This window comes from Corynebacterium sp. AOP12-C2-36 (assembly GCF_052379185.1).
In the GTDB taxonomy this organism is placed as follows: Bacteria; Actinomycetota; Actinomycetes; order Mycobacteriales; family Mycobacteriaceae; genus Corynebacterium.
The window spans coordinates 1-16,444 of record NZ_JBQSYJ010000001.1; the positions used below are offsets into that span (position 1 = coordinate 1).

At 69.3% G+C, this 16,444-nt stretch carries 18 protein-coding genes; 12 read left to right on the forward strand and 6 right to left on the reverse strand.

Annotation, left to right across the window (positions count from 1 at the left end; translation table 11 throughout):
• The 6 genes from ACT3UN_RS00005 to ACT3UN_RS00030 form a co-directional block, all read left to right on the forward strand.
• A partial coding sequence (locus ACT3UN_RS00005; protein WP_444614758.1) for an electron transfer flavoprotein subunit beta/FixA family protein occupies positions 1-644 on the forward strand: 644 nt, incomplete at its 5' end.
• Positions 645-695: 51 nt separating this feature from the next.
• Entirely contained in the window at positions 696-1,649 is a 954-nt protein-coding gene (locus ACT3UN_RS00010) for an electron transfer flavoprotein subunit alpha/FixB family protein (RefSeq protein ID WP_441578888.1), read from the forward strand.
• Positions 1,650-1,835: 186 nt separating this feature from the next.
• Positions 1,836-3,485, forward strand: a complete 1,650-nt coding sequence (locus ACT3UN_RS00015) for a cation:proton antiporter (RefSeq protein ID WP_444655690.1) — start codon at positions 1,836-1,838, stop codon at positions 3,483-3,485.
• 2 nt (positions 3,486-3,487) lie between these two features.
• Complete coding sequence (locus ACT3UN_RS00020) at positions 3,488-4,678, forward strand: cysteine desulfurase family protein (RefSeq protein ID WP_301442060.1); 1,191 nt, start codon at positions 3,488-3,490, stop codon at positions 4,676-4,678.
• 100 nt (positions 4,679-4,778) lie between these two features.
• Entirely contained in the window at positions 4,779-5,903 is a 1,125-nt protein-coding gene (mnmA, locus tag ACT3UN_RS00025) for a tRNA 2-thiouridine(34) synthase MnmA (RefSeq protein ID WP_301442061.1), read from the forward strand.
• Positions 5,900-6,856, forward strand: coding sequence for a hypothetical protein (locus tag ACT3UN_RS00030; protein WP_301442062.1), 957 nt, complete (start codon positions 5,900-5,902; stop codon positions 6,854-6,856). Before mnmA ends, ACT3UN_RS00030 begins: the two co-directional genes overlap by 4 nt.
• A 27-nt stretch (positions 6,857-6,883) precedes the next feature.
• Here the strand turns inward: ACT3UN_RS00030 and ACT3UN_RS00035 are convergent, their stop codons facing one another.
• The 4 genes from ACT3UN_RS00035 to ligA form a co-directional block, all read right to left on the reverse strand.
• The gene (locus tag ACT3UN_RS00035) at positions 6,884-7,198 is read right to left on the reverse strand and encodes an antibiotic biosynthesis monooxygenase family protein (RefSeq protein ID WP_301442063.1); all 315 of its coding nucleotides are present in this window, start codon (positions 7,196-7,198) and stop codon (positions 6,884-6,886) included.
• A gap of 44 nt (positions 7,199-7,242) precedes the next feature.
• The gene (locus ACT3UN_RS00040) at positions 7,243-7,416 is read right to left on the reverse strand and encodes a hypothetical protein (RefSeq protein ID WP_444655692.1); all 174 of its coding nucleotides are present in this window, start codon (positions 7,414-7,416) and stop codon (positions 7,243-7,245) included.
• A gap of 104 nt (positions 7,417-7,520) precedes the next feature.
• The gene (locus ACT3UN_RS00045; protein WP_301442065.1) at positions 7,521-7,661 is read right to left on the reverse strand and encodes a hypothetical protein; all 141 of its coding nucleotides are present in this window, start codon (positions 7,659-7,661) and stop codon (positions 7,521-7,523) included.
• A gap of 99 nt (positions 7,662-7,760) precedes the next feature.
• A complete protein-coding gene (gene ligA, locus ACT3UN_RS00050; RefSeq protein ID WP_444655840.1) occupies positions 7,761-9,845 on the reverse strand; it encodes an NAD-dependent DNA ligase LigA in 2,085 nt (694 codons plus the stop codon).
• A 350-nt stretch (positions 9,846-10,195) separates the two neighbouring features.
• Here ligA and ACT3UN_RS00055 point away from each other — a divergent pair, with 350 nt between their 5' ends.
• The 3 genes from ACT3UN_RS00055 (at position 10,196) to ilvA (ending at position 12,699) form a co-directional block, all read left to right on the forward strand.
• Complete coding sequence (locus ACT3UN_RS00055; protein ID WP_301442067.1) at positions 10,196-10,318, forward strand: hypothetical protein; 123 nt, start codon at positions 10,196-10,198, stop codon at positions 10,316-10,318.
• Between the two features lie 136 nt (positions 10,319-10,454).
• Positions 10,455-11,141, forward strand: coding sequence for a 3'-5' exonuclease (locus tag ACT3UN_RS00060; protein WP_301442068.1), 687 nt, complete (start codon positions 10,455-10,457; stop codon positions 11,139-11,141).
• 22 nt (positions 11,142-11,163) lie between these two features.
• Positions 11,164-12,699 (forward strand): threonine ammonia-lyase, biosynthetic, encoded by a 1,536-nt coding sequence (gene ilvA, locus ACT3UN_RS00065; RefSeq protein WP_301442069.1) that lies wholly within the window; start codon positions 11,164-11,166, stop codon positions 12,697-12,699.
• Between the two features lie 31 nt (positions 12,700-12,730).
• Here the strand turns inward: ilvA and ACT3UN_RS00070 are convergent, their stop codons facing one another.
• Entirely contained in the window at positions 12,731-13,390 is a 660-nt protein-coding gene (locus ACT3UN_RS00070) for an amino acid-binding ACT domain protein (protein ID WP_301442070.1), read from the reverse strand.
• 173 nt (positions 13,391-13,563) lie between these two features.
• On the opposite strand from ACT3UN_RS00070, the gene gatC reads away from it, so the two are divergent.
• Genes gatC through ACT3UN_RS00085 form a run of 3 tightly spaced genes read left to right on the forward strand, consistent with a single transcriptional unit; the run spans position 13,564 to position 15,771 of the window.
• Positions 13,564-13,869 carry an Asp-tRNA(Asn)/Glu-tRNA(Gln) amidotransferase subunit GatC gene (gene gatC, locus ACT3UN_RS00075; protein WP_301442071.1) on the forward strand — a complete coding sequence of 102 codons (306 nt, stop codon included), beginning with the start codon at positions 13,564-13,566 and terminating at the stop codon, positions 13,867-13,869.
• A 28-nt stretch (positions 13,870-13,897) separates the two neighbouring features.
• The gene (gene gatA / locus ACT3UN_RS00080; protein ID WP_441578889.1) at positions 13,898-15,397 is read left to right on the forward strand and encodes an Asp-tRNA(Asn)/Glu-tRNA(Gln) amidotransferase subunit GatA; all 1,500 of its coding nucleotides are present in this window, start codon (positions 13,898-13,900) and stop codon (positions 15,395-15,397) included.
• Between the two features lie 38 nt (positions 15,398-15,435).
• Positions 15,436-15,771, forward strand: coding sequence for an MmcQ/YjbR family DNA-binding protein (locus tag ACT3UN_RS00085; protein WP_301442073.1), 336 nt, complete (start codon positions 15,436-15,438; stop codon positions 15,769-15,771).
• Between the two features lie 10 nt (positions 15,772-15,781).
• On the opposite strand, the gene ACT3UN_RS00090 is transcribed toward ACT3UN_RS00085, so the two are convergent.
• A complete protein-coding gene (locus tag ACT3UN_RS00090; RefSeq protein WP_301442074.1) occupies positions 15,782-16,423 on the reverse strand; it encodes a TetR/AcrR family transcriptional regulator in 642 nt (213 codons plus the stop codon).
• Positions 16,424-16,444 lie beyond the last annotated feature (21 nt).

The following is a 16,444-nucleotide window of genomic DNA, read 5'->3' on the forward strand; positions in this document are numbered from 1 at the left end:
AGCTCAAGGAAGCTGGCGGCGACCGCAACGTCGTCGTTCTCTCCGTCGGCCCGGCCAGCGCTAAGGACGCGCTGCGCAAGGCGCTGTCCCTCGGTGCTGACGAGGCGATCCTCGTCACCGACGACGCACTCGCCGGTTCCGACGCGCTCGGCACGGCCTGGACCCTGTCCAACGCGCTGAACCTCGTCGACGACATCGAGCTGATCATCGCGGGCAACGCCTCGACCGACGGCGTCGCCGGCGCGGTCCCGGGTCTGCTCAGCGAGTACCGCCAGATCCCCGCCCTGACCCACCTCCGCACCCTCGAGGTCAGCGGCGACAAGGTCTCCGGCGAGCGTGTCACCGAGGACGGCATCTACACCGTCGAGGCCCCGAAGCCGGCCATCGTCTCGGTGACGGAGAAGGCCAACACCCCGCGTTTCGCCGTCTTCAAGGGCATCATGGCCGCCAAGAAGAAGAAGATCCAGGAAGTCGGCCTCGCCGACATCGGAGTGGCTCCGGAGAACGTCGGCCTGGCCGCCGCCTCCACCTCCGTGACCACCGCTGCCCCGAAGCCGGAGAAGACCGCGGGCGAGATCATCACCGACGAGGGCGACGGCGGCAACAAGCTCGTCGAGTACCTCGTGTCGAAGAAGCTCGTCTAGTTCACCCACCGGTTCAGCGCGAACGAAACTGTCGAAAGGACATACACAACCATGACCAACGTCCTGGTACTTGTCGAGCACACTCAGGGTGAACTGAAGAACTCCACCCTGGAGCTCATCACCGCGGCCCGCGCGTTCGGCACCGTCGGTGCCATCGTCGTCGGCGCCCCCGGCACCGCCGAGAAGCTGCAGGAGGGTCTGGCCGCCGGTGGCGCCGAGACCATCTACGCCGCGGAGTCCGACGACGCCGAGAAGTACGTCGTCACCCCCTCCGTGGACGCCGTCTCCGGCCTCGCCGCCCAGCTGCAGGTCCCGGTGATCATCGCCGCCGGTGCCGCCGGCAACGAGATCGCCGGACGTGTCGGTGCCCGCGTGGCCTCCGGCGTCCTGTACGACCAGATCGCCGTCAACGCCGACCGTTCCTCCAAGGGTTCGATCTTCGGTGGCGACTTCACCGTGGACTCCACCGCCGGTGGCGCCTCGCCGGTCTACACCCTGCGTGCCGGAGCCGTCGACCCGGAGCCGCAGGCGGCCTCCGGTACGGTCCAGCCCGTCGAGCTGCCGGCCGCCGGCCCCACGGCCGTGACCATCACCTCCTTCTCCCCGGCGGAGAAGGCTGACCGTCCCGAGCTCACCGAGGCGAAGATCGTCGTCTCCGGTGGCCGTGGTGTCGCCGGCCCGGACGGCTTCCGCGACGTCATCGAGCCGCTGGCCGACGTCCTCGGTGCCGCCGTCGGTGCGTCCCGCGCCGCGGTCGACGCCGACTACTACCCGGGCAAGTTCCAGGTCGGCCAGACGGGCAAGACCGTCTCCCCGAACCTGTACCTGGCCCTGGGCATCTCCGGTGCGATCCAGCACAAGGCCGGCATGCAGACCTCGAAGACCATCGTCGCGGTCAACAAGGACGACGAGGCGGGCATCTTCGAGATCGCCGACTTCGGTGTCGTCGGCGACCTCTTCAAGGTCGCCCCGCAGGCCACCGAGGCCCTCAAGGCCCGCGGCTAGCCAGCCACCCCCGCATCCCCCCGGGGCCGGAGAGTAGACTCTCCGGTGAACCGGTGAGGTGCACCGTGCACGGCACGACGACGACCCGCACTCACCGAGTGCGGGTCGTCGTCGTTGCGCGTCGGGCCCTCACACCACACCCCGAAGTGCTCCCACGCGGGCGCCCCCGATAAGGACAACTCCTCCGTGACCACCCTCTTCGTCATCATGTGCCTGATGCTCGCCACCGTCCTCACGGTGGGTGTGGGTGACCGGATCGGGCTACCGTGGCCGGTCCTGCTGCTGCTGGTGACCACGGCGGTGATGTTCATCCCCGGCACCCCCACCATCGAGATCGAGCCGGAACTCATCCTCCCGCTGTTCCTGCCGCCACTGCTGTGGGCGCTGGCCAGACGCACCTCCTGGGGCATGTTCCGCGACCAGTGGCGCACCATCCTCAGCCTGTCGGTCGGCCTTGTCTTCATCACCGTGGCCGCGGTCACCGGTGTGACCATGCTGATCATCCCCGGGGTGGGGCTGGTCTCGGCCATGGCGGTGGGGGCCGCGGTGGCACCACCGGACCCCGTCGCGGTGGAGGCTGTCGCCGAGCCCGCGGGCATCCCGCGAAGGATCATCGGCTCGCTGCAGTCCGAGGGGCTGTTCAACGACGCCGCCTCCCTGGTCATCTTCAGTGCGGCGATCACCGCCGCGGAGTTCCACCACGACATCCACTGGTTCGAGGCCGGGGGAACGTTCATCTACAGCGCCCTGGGAGCCGTGGCGTCGGGCTGGCTGGTCGGCCGCGGTTCGGCCCTGGTGCTCGGGTGGGTGGACTCGCCGGTGGCCGGCAACGCCTTCACCTGGGTGCTGCCGTTCATGGTGTACCTGGCGGCGGAGGAGATCGGCGTGTCCGGGGTCATCGCCGTGGTCGTCGCCGCGGTGGAGCTGACCTCCCGCGCCGACGCCACCGCCGCCGACGCCCGGCTGACCGGCTCGGCCTTCTGGGAGGTCACCGAACTGCTCGTCACGGGCCTGGCCTTCGGGCTGATGGGCATGAACGTGCGCGACGCGATCATGGACGACGACACCGACCACCTCAACCCGGTGTGGTGGGGCCTGGTGATCTCCGTGGTGCTGATCCTGGTGCGGTTCTTCTGGATGTGCTGGCTGCTGCGGGTCAACCGCCGTAAGGGCGGACGCTACCGCGCGCCCATCCGGTTCACCGACGTGATCCTGCTCAGCTGGTCCGGCATGCGCGGGCTGGTGACGCTGGCCCTGGTGCTGTCGCTGAACCCGGTCGACTTCCCGATGCGCGACGAGTTCATCATCGTGGCCTTCGTGGTCCTGCTGTGCACCATGGTGATCCCGGGCCTCACGCTGCCCGCGCTGACGAACTACCTCCGCGAGCACCACGATCTCCAGGACCTGGACGACAAGCTGACCGAGGAGGCCCTCGACGAGGCCTACCGGGCGGCGATGAGCGTGGTCCGCCAGCAGATGGGCGAGGGGCTGTCCCCGGAGCAGGCGGCGAGGATCGAGGAACGCCTGGGCATCGTGCGCTCGGTCTCCAGCCTCGACGACAGCTCCGACGACACCTCCGAGGAGGTCAACGACGGTGGCACCGGGGCCATCCGCACCGGCTCGACCGGTGGGAGCGAGACAGAGGCGCTGCGCCGGCGCCGCGAGCACCGCCAGGAACTCGCGCGACGTGCCGTGGAGGTGCGCCGTGAGTCGATGTACGCCGCCCAGCGCAGCCTCGCCGCGGCGAAGTTCCGCAAGGGTGTCGACCCGGAGGTCATCGCCGAGAAGATGCGTGAGCTCGACCGACGCCTGCTGGCGTTCCCCGGGGAGAAGTGAGCATGGCACCTGTGACACGGAGGATCTTCGCCGACCACGCGGCCACCGCGCCGTTGCGTCCCGAGGCGGTGGACGCCGCCACGGCGGCCGCCGGCCTGCTCAACCCGGCCGGGCAGTACGCCTCGGGCCGTGAGGCCCAGCGCGTGCTGGAGGACGCCCGTGAGCAGGTGGCGGAACTGCTCGGCGCCGACCGCGCGGAGGTACTCTTCACCGCCTCCGGCACCGAGTCCGACAACCTCGCCGTCCAGGGGCTCGCCTTCGGTGCGCGGACGGCCCGCGGGCCCGGTGCCCGGCGCATCCACTCCGCGGCCACCGAGCACCCGGCGGTCGTGGAGACCGTCGACTGGCTGTGCGGCGACCTGCTCGGGGGCGGGGAACCGCTGTTCGAGCACGTCGAACTGGCGGTGGACGGCCACGGGCGTGTGGGCGCCGGGAACGTCCCGGCGCTGGATCCGTCCACCGACGCGCTGGTGACCTGCATGTGGGCCAACAACGAGACCGGCAACCTGCAGCCCGTCGCCGAACTGGCGGACCTCGCGGCAGGGTCGGGTGTGCCCTTCCACGTCGACGCCGTCCAGGCCGTCGGTCACGTCCCGGTGGACTTCCACGCCCTGGGCTGCACCACGCTCGCGGCGAGCGCGCACAAGTTCGGCGGACCGAAGGCCACCGGGATCCTGCTGGCACGTCGCGACGCCGGACTCGTCAGCCCACTGCGCGGCGGCGGGCAGGAACGTAAGGTCCGCTCCGGCACCGCCGACCCGCAGGGGGCGGCTGCCACCGCCGCCGCACTCGCCGCGGCCGTGGCGGAGACCGCCCGTGAACACGAACGTCTCAGCGTCCTGCAGGAGCGTCTGCTGGCGACCGTGCGCCAGATCCCGGACGCACGCACCTACACCGACCCGTCCGGCGGCGCCCTGCCCGGCCACGTGCACGTGGGGTTCCCGGGGGCGGAGGGCGACAGCCTGATCATGCTGCTCGACGTCGCCGGGGTCGACGCCTCCACCGGCTCGGCCTGCTCGGCCGGGGTCAACAGGGCCAGCCACGTGCTCACCGCGATGGGCGTTCCGGTGGACGTGGCCCGTGGTGCACTGCGGCTCACCCTGGGCACCGCCACCACCGCCGCCGACGTGGACCGGCTGTGCACCCTGCTGCCCGGGGTGGTCGACCAGGCCCGTGCGGCAGGCATGGCCTAGCAGGTGAGAGGCCGCGTACCCACCGTGTAGGGTGAAGGGCTGACTGCAGGGCCCCACACGTGGGGCGGAGAAGAGAGCACGAGAGGAACGGGTACACACGATGCGGGTTGTCGCGGCGATGAGCGGTGGGGTGGACTCCTCCGTGGCTGCAGCACGGGCACTGGAGGCCGGACACGAGGTCATCGGCGTGCACCTGGCGTTGAGCCAGTCGCCGGAGGCCGTGCGGGCGGGTTCGCGTGGCTGCTGCTCGCTGGAGGACTCCGCCGACGCCCGCCGGGTCAGCGACTCCCTGGGCATCCCGTTCTACGTGTGGGACTTCTCCGACCGTTTCAAGGCCGACGTCATCGACAACTTCGTGGAGTCCTACGAGATCGGCGAGACCCCCAACCCCTGCCTGCGCTGCAACGAGAAGATCAAGTTCGAGGCGCTGCTGGACCGCTCCATCGCCCTGGGGTTCGACGCGGTGGTCACCGGGCACTACGCCCGCCTGCACGACGGGGTCATGCGCCGCGGCATCGACGACAACAAGGATCAGTCCTACGTGCTCGGCGTGCTCGACGACGAGCAGCTGGCTCACTGCCTCTTCCCAGTCGGCGACACGGTCAAGCCCGAGATCCGTGAGGAGGCCGCCGGGCTGGGCATGGGTGTGGCCTCCAAGCCGGACAGCCACGACATCTGCTTCATCCCCGACGGCAACACCCAGGCGTTCCTGGGCAACCAGATCGGTCTGCGCCCCGGCATGGTCAAGTCCGTGGAGGGCGAGACCCTCGCCGAGCACGACGGCGTCTACGGCTTCACCATCGGCCAGCGTAAGGGCCTCGGCGTGGCAGGTCCCGCCGCCGACGGCCAGCCGCGCTACGTCACCGACATCGACGCCTCCACCGGCACGGTGACCGTGGGTGGGCGTGAGGACCTGCGTGTCGGCCACATCACCGCCGACCGGCTCAAGCGTCTGGACCCGGCCAAGCACGGCAGCACCTTCGAGTGCGACGTGCAGGTCCGCGCCCACGGCGGCGTGGTCCCGGCCACCGCCACCCTCGGCGGGGGATCGGTGGAGCTGGAGCTGCACGAACCGTTGCGCGGGGTCGCCCGCGGCCAGGCCGCGGTGGTCTACCTGCCGGACGCCGAGGGCGACATCCTGCTCGGGTCCGGCACGATCTGCCGGACGCAGCCCTGGTCCGAGACGGTGCCTACATCACAGGCGTCGCAGGCACGGACCGCGTGAACGAGACGATGACTCGTTTCGCCTGGTGGGAGGACATCCGCACCGACCACGTCGACCTCCGTGCCGCCCTGGCCGCGGCGTCCCGGCGCACCCGCGACGTGGACGAGGACGTTGGCGTGGTTCCCCCGCTGAGTCTGCCGCAGGGTGACCTTCTGCCCGCCAGCGCGGCGATGGGCGTGCTCGTCGGTGGGCCCTACCTGCGCTCCCACGCCCGCGGCTGGGAGATCGCCCCGGGCCGGACGCTGGACGCCCGGCACTTCCTGGGGCGGCTGCACGAGCTCACCGACATCGTCGCCGAGGTCATGCCGGGCACCGACCGGCTGATGGTGCACGTCACCGGCCCGTGGACCTTCGGGGCGGACGTGGAGTACCGCGGGCACCCGCTGTGCTTCGACCGTCCGGCGTTCCGGGACGTGGCGCTGTCGCTGGGCGAGGGCGTCCGGGAGTTCTGCGACGCGGTGGGAGCGTCGGTGGTGCACGTGCATGAACGACGCCTCGGCGAGGTCACCTCACACCTGCAGGGCGCGACGGAGTTCGAGACGATGCAGGTCGACCGCGAGGTCGCGCTGAACGTGGAGCGCAGGTTCATCGACCAGGTGCGTGGTGGGACCGCGCGCCGGGTGGTCCTGGACACCGGGCTGGTGTGGCCGGAACTGCTGCACACCGGCGCCGACGCGCTGGTCGTCGACGAGATCTCCGGGGAGCGCACCGACGACGTGGCCGGGCTGATCGACGCCGGGGCACAGGTCGCCTGGCGGGTGGACGACGCCCGGTCGAGCGAGGACATCGCCCGCGAGGTCATCGGCACGTGGCGGCTCTGGACCTTCGACGCGGCCACCCCCGAACCCCAGATCGACCTCGTCGCCGTGGGGGACGGGGTACTGAAACCGGGCCCGGCGGCCGAGCTCGCCCGGACCGTGCGCGGGGCCGCGGCGCTGCTGCACAGCAACTAGGCGCGGTGCCCCGGGGTCGGGAGGGGACTACTCGGAGCCGAGGTCCACGACCTCGAACTCCAGCAGCGAGGCGCCCGTGGCGACGGGCTTCTTGCCCTCGCCGCCGTGCGGGCCGCTGTGGGCGGCCTTCGCCGGGCCGTCCGCCCACGCCTGGAAGTCCTCCTCGGTCGCCCAGGTGGTGACCACGAAGTAGCGGGTCTCGCCGGCGGTGGGGCGCAGCAGCTGGAAGCCCTCGAAGCCGGGGGAGCCGTCGACGGTGTGTGCGCGGGCGGCGAAACGGGCCTCGAGCTCGGGGCCGGCGCCCTCGGGGACGTCGATGGCGTTGATCTTCACGACGGACATGTTGCTCCTTGCTTCGGGGTGAGAGTGTGTTTCCACCAGCGAGTCTACCGCCGTTCAGCCCCCTCGTCGTAGACGTCCTCGACGGCCGCGAACAACCAGGCGGGCTCGATACCGGAGTTGTCCGCCAGCCGGCGAATGGAGCACAGCACGCTCATCACCGGTAGTCCGAACTCCCAGGACCAGTCCTCGTCGGTGAAGGTACCGGACGTGATCGTCACGGTCGGCAGCTGCGCCCCCTCAGGTACTGGGGGACGGAACCCCGCAGTCGTGGATCCTCGACACGGTGGAGTCAGCGAAGATGAATCCGGGAGCGTGGCCAGGTTCAGGAACGTCGGCCCGGCTCAGCGTCATCACCGTGGACGACCAGCGTGCCATCGCCCAGCGCGTCGTGAATCTCGGTGTCGGTGAGCTGGGAGTCGAGGGCGAACCCGCGGAACCGGTCGAGTACGTCAGTGAAGGCCATCAGTGAAGGCCGCGAGGCTGATAGTAGTCCTGACGTCACTACAGTCGACTGTAGTGACGTCAGGACTACTTCGGTCGGTCGAAGTCCATTTGCGGGCGGTCAGCGCACCGCGTCCGGCCCTTCGGCCAGCAGTAGCTTGAAGCCGTCCTCGTCGAGGACCGGGACACCCAGGTCCTCGGCCTTCTTCAGCTTCGAGCCCGCCTTCTCCCCGGCGACGACGAAGTCGGTCTTCTTTGACACGGAGCCGGACGCCTTGCCCCCGTGGGCCTCCACGACCTCCTTGGCCTCGGTGCGGTCGAAGTCGACGAGCGATCCGGTGACCACCAGGGTCAATCCCTCCAGGGTCTGCTCCGGGCGCTCGGAGGCCTCGATGATCTGCTCCATGCGCACCCCGGCGGCGGCCCAGGCGTCGACGATCTCGCGGTGCCAGTCCACGGCGAACCAGTCCTTCACCGACTGGGCGATGATGCCGCCGACCCCGTCGATGTCGGCCATCTCCTCGACAGAGGCTTCGTCGATGGCGGGGATGGACTGCAGCTTCGCGGCGAGCGCCTTGGCCGCGGTGGGGCCGACGTGGCGGATCGACAGGGCGGTGATCACCCGCCACAGGTCCACACCCTTGGCCTCCTCGAGGTTGGCCAGCAGCACCTCGCCCTGCTTGTTCAGCGCGCCTGCCTTTGTGGTGTACGCACTGGTGGTGGCCAGCTTCTCCGGGGTGAGGGAGAACAGGTGGCCCTCGTCGGGCAGGACACCGGAGTCGATGAGGTCGTGGGCGGCGCGCTCGCCGAGCGCGTCGATGTCGAAGGCGCCACGTCCGGCGAGGTAGTTCAGGCGGTTCTGCAGCTGGCCGGGGCAGTAGCGGGTGTTGGGGCAGCGCCAGTCGGCGTCGCCGTCGCGGGTCGGCGACAGCGGCGTGCCGCACTCCGGACACAACGACGGGTAGAGGTACTCGCGTTCCTCCCCGGTGCGCGCGCTCTCCACGGGGCCGAGGACCTCGGGGATGACCTCGCCGGCCTTGCGGATCATGGCACGGTCGCCGAGCCGGACGCCCTTGCGGTGCGCCTCGGTGGCGTTGTGCAGCGTGGCCATGGTGACGGTGGACCCGGCGACGTAGGTCGGCGTCATGACCGCGTACGGGGTGGCGCGCCCGGTGCGTCCGATGCCCACGCGGATGGACTCCACGGTGGTCACCGCCTCCTCCGGCGGGTACTTGTAGGCGATGGCCCAGCGCGGTGCGCGGCTGGTGGCACCCAGGTCCTGCTGCTCGGAGACGTCGTCGATCTTCACGACGAGCCCGTCCATCTCGTGGGCGGCGTCGTGACGGTGCTCGCCCCAGTAGGTGACCGCGTCCAGCACCTCGGCCACGGTGCGCACCTGCCGGGTGTAGGGGCTCACGGGCAGCCCCCAGGCCTCGATCGCCCGGTAGCCGTCGTGCTGGCTGGCCGGCTCGAAGCCTTCGCGGGCGCCGATGCCGTGGCAGATCAGACGCAATGGACGCTTGGCCGTCTCCTCCGGGTTCTTCTGCCGCATCGCCCCGGCGGCGGCGTTGCGGGGGTTGGCGAACATCTTCTTGCCCTCGGCCTGCCGGTCGGCGTTCATCGTGGCGAAGTCCTCAACGGTGATGAAGATTTCGCCGCGGATCTCCACCAGGGCGGGCACGGGGAACTCGTCGGTGCCGGTGAGCACGTCCGGGATGTCGTCGAGGGTGCGGGCGTTGTGGGTGACGTCCTCGCCGGTGACGCCGTCACCGCGGGTGAGGGCGAGGTCGAGCCGGCCGTCGATGTAGAGCAGGTCGATCGAGGCACCGTCGATCTTCAGTTCGGTGAGGTAGGTCGGCGCGGGGGTGCGTTCGAGCCACTCACGCATCTCGTCGAGGCTGAAGACGTTGTCGAGACTGAGCATCTGCTCACGGTGGTCGACGTTGCGGAACGGTGAGTTCTCCGGCAACGGGGCGACCTCCTGGGTGGGGCTGGTGCCCTGCACCACCTCCGGGTGGGACGCCTCGAGCTCCTGGAGCTCACGCATCATCGCGTCGAAGTCGGCGTCGGAGATCTCGGGCGCCTCGTAGTAGTACAGCTCCCGGTGGCGGCGGATGTCGGACGCCAGCGTGGTCCACCGGTCTTCGGGTGTCTGCTCGGGAGTGTGCTCAGTTGTGTGCTCGGGTGTCTCAGTCACCTGGGCCAGTGTAGTGAGCGCGGTGCCGCCGGGGGAGCCGCACCTGGCGGCAACCGGATGGTTCTACGGACAGATGAGTGCCTGTTCACAGGGGACGGCACTCCTGTGGTGTGCATCACTACCGGTGGGGGTGGTGGTATCTGCGGTGGTCATAACTAGGTGGAGGTGGCGTCCGTGCCGTGCCCTGCGGTGATGGCGGGAATGTGATGTGGGTATCGGGGTGGTCCGAAGTTCGTGGGGGTAGATCTGTTCACCTGGGAAAACCTAGCGTTGTCGGTGTCAAGGAGCCCCACAGGGAACACCACACACGCAGACCAGCACTGAAATCCGATGGCTGCACCTCCAGAAAGGACGATCACATGTTCAACCTGCTCAGCCGTGAAGAGATCAACGAGATGACCGCCGGCGCCAACTACTTCCTGTTCGGTGACGACGAGGCCATCGCCGTGGACACCCCGGAGCACGACGACTTCCTCGTCTAGCCCCACCTGGTTCCCGTCGCCCGGGTGCACGATCACCATGATCGTGCACCCGGGCGACGTCGTTGGGCGGCGTTGGACGTCGCTGTTCGACCACGCCCGGGGTTTCATGTCCGGGGTGCGTTATAGAGTGGCTGCCATGACCACCGCCGAGCACTTCGACCCGACCCACCTCCTCAGCTTCGACCTGGAGACCACCGGAACGGATCCCTTGACCGCACGGATCGTGACCAGCGCGCTGATCACCATCAACGGCCGTGAACGCGACGACCTGGAGATGCTCGCGGACCCGGGGATCCCGATCCCCGAGGGGGCGTCGAAGGTGCACGGCATCTCCACGGAGTACGCGCAGGAGCACGGCCGCCCGCACGCCGAGGTGTTGTCCGAGACCATCGAACGCATCCGTGCCGGCTGGCGCGCCGGGGCTACCCTGGTCGTCTACAACGCCGCCTACGACCTCACCGTCCTGCGCAGCCTGGAACCGTCCTTCACCGTGGACGGCCCCGTCATCGACCCGCTCGTCATCGACAAGGCCAAGGACCAGTACCGCAAGGGGAACCGGCGGTTGGAGACCGTCTGCGAGCACTGGGGCGTCACCCTCGGCAACGCCCACGAGGCGACGGCGGACGCACTGGCGGCCGCCCGCGTGGCCTGGAAGCTGTCACGTGCCTACCCGGAGATCACCGAGGTGACCGCGGACGAGCTGATGCTTCAGCAGGCCACCTGGCACTACGAGTCGCAGTCGGGGCTGAAGAAGTACTTCGAGAACAAGGGGCAGACCGACCGCGCGGCCACGGTGAACACCTCCTGGCCCCTCCAGGCATAGCTGTTCAGTAGGATTGACGACCATGGCTAATTCCGCACCCAAGACCTCGGCCGAGTACCTCCGCGACATCGTTGCCGCGCCGGTCTACCGGGCGGCACGGCACACCCCGCTTGAGACCATGGACGCGCTGTCGGCACGCACCGGCAACCGGGTGCTGGTCAAACGTGAGGATCTGCAGCCGGTCCACAGCTTCAAGCTGCGAGGGGCCTTCAACCGCATGTCCCAGCTCACCGGCTGCGCCGGTGTGATCACCGCCTCAGCCGGCAACCACGCCCAGGGTGTGGCCCTGTCCGGCCGCGAACTGGGGATTCGCTCGGTCATCGTGATGCCCGTGACCACCCCGTCGATCAAGGTGGACGCCGTGCGCGGATTCGGCGGTGAGGTCGTGCTGCACGGGGAGAACTTCGACGCCGCGCAGGGCAAGGCCAAGGAACTCTCCGAGGTCGAGGGCCTGGTGTACGTACCTCCGTTCGACAACGAGGCAGTGATTGCCGGACAGGGAACCATAGGGCTGGAGATCTTCCAGTCCGCCGCCGTCGACCGGGTCTTCGTGCCCGTCGGTGGTGGTGGCCTCGCCGCCGGAGTGGCGGTACTGCTCAAGGAACTCAACCCGCAGATCAAGGTCATCGGTGTCGAGCCCGAGGAGTCTGCCTGCCTCACCGCCGCCCTGTGGGCAGGGGAGCCCGTGGAGCTCGAGCACGTCAGCCTCTTCGCCGAGGGTGTGGCCGTGCGCAAGATCGGTGCCGAGACCTTCCGGTTGTGCCAGCAGTACCTCGACGAGGTCGTGACCGTGAGCTCCGACGAGATCAGCGCGGCGATCAAGGACCTCTTCGACGACACCCGCGCGATCGCCGAGCCGGCCGGCGCGGTGTCCCTGGCCGGGCTGAAGAAGTACGCCACCGCCAACGACCTCCAGGACGAGACCCTCGTCAACGTGCTGTCCGGGGCGAACCTGAACTTCCACACCCTGCGCTACATCTCCGAGCGCGCCGAACTCGGTGAAGGTGGCGAAGCGATCTTCGCCGTCACCATCCCCGAGGAACAGGGCGCCTTCGTGAAGTTCTGCGAGGTGCTCAACGGCCGTATGGTCACGGAGTTCAACTACCGCGTCGGCGAGCGCGGCGACGACCGGCGTGCCCGGATCTTCGTCGGTGTCCAGCTCAAGGAGGGCGCCGCCGAACGCACCGCCATCGCCGACGCACTGGACACCGCCGGTTACGATGTCGTCGACCTCTCCGACGACGAGGTCGCCAAGGAGCACGTGCGCTACATGATCGGCGGGGTGCCGCCGGCCTTCGTCGACGAGCGGATGTTCACCTTCGAATTCCCGGAGCACCCCGGTGCCCTGGTCCACTTCCTCGACGTGCTCGGCGCGAACTGGAACGTCACCGCATTCCATTACCGCAGCCAGGGAATGGACTACGGACGGATCCTCGCCGCCTTCGAGGACGCCCGTTCCGCCGACTTCGAGGCCCACCTCAGCGAGCTGGGTTACCCGTTCACCGAGGTGACGGACAACCCGTCCTACCAGCTGTTCCTGGCACCTGCGGGGGAGTAGACGACGAGGCCCGGGTCGAGGCGGAGGCCGCTCAGTCCAGCAGAGCGCCGAGGATCTCGCCGACCTCGCCGAGGTGCTCGATCTCGGAGAGCAGGAAATCCGGTCCGCCCGGACGGCCCAGGATCAGGATGTAGTCCGTGCCGGTCAACGGGGTCGCGGCCAGGGCGGAGTCCATCACCGTCCAACTCGACGGCACCCAGGTGTCCCGGTCAGTCAGGGCGCGTGCCTCGGTCACCGGGGTTTCCGACAGCACCCGGCCGTCGTCCTCCGGGGCGGCGGCGGACGCCGTCACACGGCGGGTGTTCTCCCCGGACTCCAGGATCACGGCCCACTGCACCGACATCGACTTCGGCAGCCGGTCGATCAGCTTCTGGACGCTGCCCAACGCCCGACGGCGGTGCCGGGCGACCTCGGCGAGCAGGCTGATCTGGCCGCGACGGTCCACCGTCCCGGAGAACGGGCGGATCGAGTCGACGTAGACCCCGTCGACCTCCTGGGCGGCGCTGATCAGGGCGTCCGCCAGGCGGCCGTTCGGCAGGTCGACGACGATGTCGTCGACGACCGAGCCGTCCGGATCATGCTCGACGACGTCCACGCTCCTGATGTCGGCGTCGATGGTGCCCATCGTGGCAGCGATGAGCCCGAGGGTGCCGGGGACGTCGGGAAGCCGGACGCGCATCAGATAGGACAAGGTGAACCTCAGTGTAGATAGGGCAGGGTAAATAAAGCGGAAACAATGCGTTGCGCCACGATTGTAGCGAACCGGGGCGGACGCACGCGCGGACACGGCGTCCTACTAGAGTGGTGCGGGTAAACCCTGCGACAGCACATGTACCGCACGAACGATGAAAAGGGGACCCACCTGTGTCCGAGATCTCCCGTGACGAGGTCGCGCACCTCGCCAGGCTTTCCCGCCTCGACCTGACCGAGGACGAGCTCACCAACTACGCCGCACAGATCGACGGCATCGTCGAGACCGTCGCCGCCGTGCGCGAGGTCGACACCGAGGGTGTCGAACCGCTGAGCCACCCTACCCAGAACGTCGACGGCGCGGTGTCGGTCATGCGTGAGGACGTCCCCCAGGAGTCCCTGACCGCCGAGCAGGCCCTGGACCAGGCCCCCAAGCAGGACCAGCAGCGCTTCCAGGTTCCCCGGATCCTGGGCGAGTAGAGGGCGAGACGACAGCGAAATGAGTGAAGTGAACAACACGACTTACACCGTCGGAACCCGGGACGACTCGGACCTGACGACCTGGACCGCCGCCGAACTCGCGGAGAAGATCCACGCCGGCGACGTCAGCTCCGTCGACGCCACCCGTGCCCACCTCGACCGGATCTCCTCGGTGGACACCGATGTCCACGCCTTCCTGCACGTGGGGGAGAAGGAGGCGCTCGCCGCCGCCGAGCAGGCGGACAAGGACATCGCCGCCGGCACCGTCGCGTCCTCCCTCGCCGGCGTCCCGCTGGCGCTGAAGGACGTCTTCGTCACCACCGACGCGCCGACGACCTGTGCCTCGAAGATGCTCGAGGGCTACATGAGCCCCTACGATGCGACGGTCACCCGCCGCATCCGTGAGGCCGGCATCCCGATCCTCGGCAAGACCAACATGGACGAGTTCGCCATGGGTTCCTCCACCGAGAACTCCGCCTACGGCCCCACCCACAACCCCTGGGACCTCAGCCGCACCGCCGGCGGTTCCGGCGGCGGCTCCTCCGCGGCCCTGGCCGCCGGCATGGCCCCGCTGGCCATCGGCACCGACACCGGCGGATCCATCCGCCAGCCGGCCGCCCTGACCAACACCGTCGGCGTGAAGCCCACCTACGGCACGGTCTCCCGCTACGGCCTGGTCGCCTGCGCGTCCTCCCTGGACCAGGGTGGGCCCACCGGCCGCACCGTGCTCGACACCGCCCTGCTGCACGAGGTCATCGCCGGCCACGACGCCAACGACTCGACGTCGTCCGAGCGTCCCGTCGCCCCCGTCGTGGAGGCCGCCCGCCAGGGCGCCAACGGCGACCTGACCGGCGTGACCGTCGGCGTGGTCAAGCAGCTCGAGAGCGTGCAGGGCCTGCAGGCCGGTGTGGCGGAGAGCTACCGGGCCTCCCTGGAGCAGCTCAAGAGCCAGGGCGCGACCATCGTCGAGGTGGACTGCCCGAGCTTCGAGTACGCGCTGAACGCCTACTACCTCATCCTGCCCTGCGAGGTCAGCTCCAACCTGGCCCGCTTCGACGGGATGCGCTACGGCCAGCGTCAGCTCGACGACGGCCAGCACTCCGCCGACCAGGTGATGTCCGCGACCCGCGCCGCAGGGTTCGGCCCCGAGGTTAAGCGTCGTATCATCCTGGGCACCTACGCGCTGTCCGTCGGCTACTACGACGCCTACTACCTGCAAGCACAGCGCGTGCGTAACCTCATCGCCCAGGACTTCGCCAAGGCCTTCGCCGACGTCGACGTGCTGGTCTCCCCGGTTACCCCGACCACCGCCTTCGAGCTGGGGGAGAAGGCGGACGACCCGCTGGCGATGTACCTGTTCGACCTGTGCACCCTGCCGCTGAACCTCGCCGGGGTGTGCGGCATGTCCGTGCCCGGCCCGCTGTCCAGCGACACCGGCCTGCCCGTCGGCCTGCAGATCATGGGCCCCGCACACGGCGACGACCGGCTCTACCGCGTGGGCGCCGCCTACGAGGCGGGGCGGCGCTAGACTGGCCGCAACCATCGCCGAGGCAGGAGGAGAGGCCAGTGAGCACTGAGGACGACGTCCGGCGCCTGGCCACCGCCCTGCCCGAGGTGGCTGAGCGTACGTGCTACGGGACGCCCGCGTTCTACGTGGCGGGCACGATCTTCGCACGCGTCCACGAAGAACCGGACGTGCTGGTGTGCTGGCGGGAGAGCCTGGAGGACCGTGAGTTCCTGCTGGCGGCAGACCCGGGGAAGTTCTTCACCACGGACCACTACGCAGGGCACGCCAGTGTCCTGGTCCGCCTCGATCAGGTCGACGTCGGTGAGCTTTCCGAGCTCCTCGCCGAGGCATGGGACGCCCGTGCCCCGAAAAGACTGGGGCGAGCGGCCGAATAGGCCCTGCCCTTCACACCTCCGGCCAGTTCCGTTCCAGGCCCTCGACGATGAAGTCCACCTTCACGTCCATGAATCCACGACCCGACCACGACTCGTCGGGCTGGAAGAGGTGCTCCTCGCCGATGCGCTGCCGCACCTTCTCCAGCCCCGAGACACCGGCGGTGTCGGTGGCGCGCATCATCTCCACCCCGAGCCGGGTGGCCATCACGGTGTCCCCGATGAAGTCCAGGGCGAAGGCCGCCTGCATCCTCGACCTGCCGTGCGACTCGATCACCCGGACGTAACCACGCAACGGATCCTCGATGTGGTCGAACGCCGCCGGGTATGAGAACAGGGTCCGGGCCAGCCCGGGTACCTCCTCACACATGCGCCAGCACTCGTCGGCCCAGAGACGCAGCGCGTCCTGCCAGCCGGCGTCATCCCCGGGAGGCTGGATCGTGGCGGCGACGCGGGCCAGGCAGGCCTCCAGCACCGCGTCCCGGGAGGGGAACACCCGGTACAACGCCGGGGTGACGACCTCGATCCGGCGGGCGACCGCGGACAGGGTGAAGTCGGCGATGCCCAACCCCAGCGCGGCGTCCACCACGTTCTCACGGGTGAACGTGGGCTTCGGCCCCGTCTTGCGTCCCGCCTGTCCAGGTGTGCTGCTCATGGTGCCAGCGTAGTGGGGGAG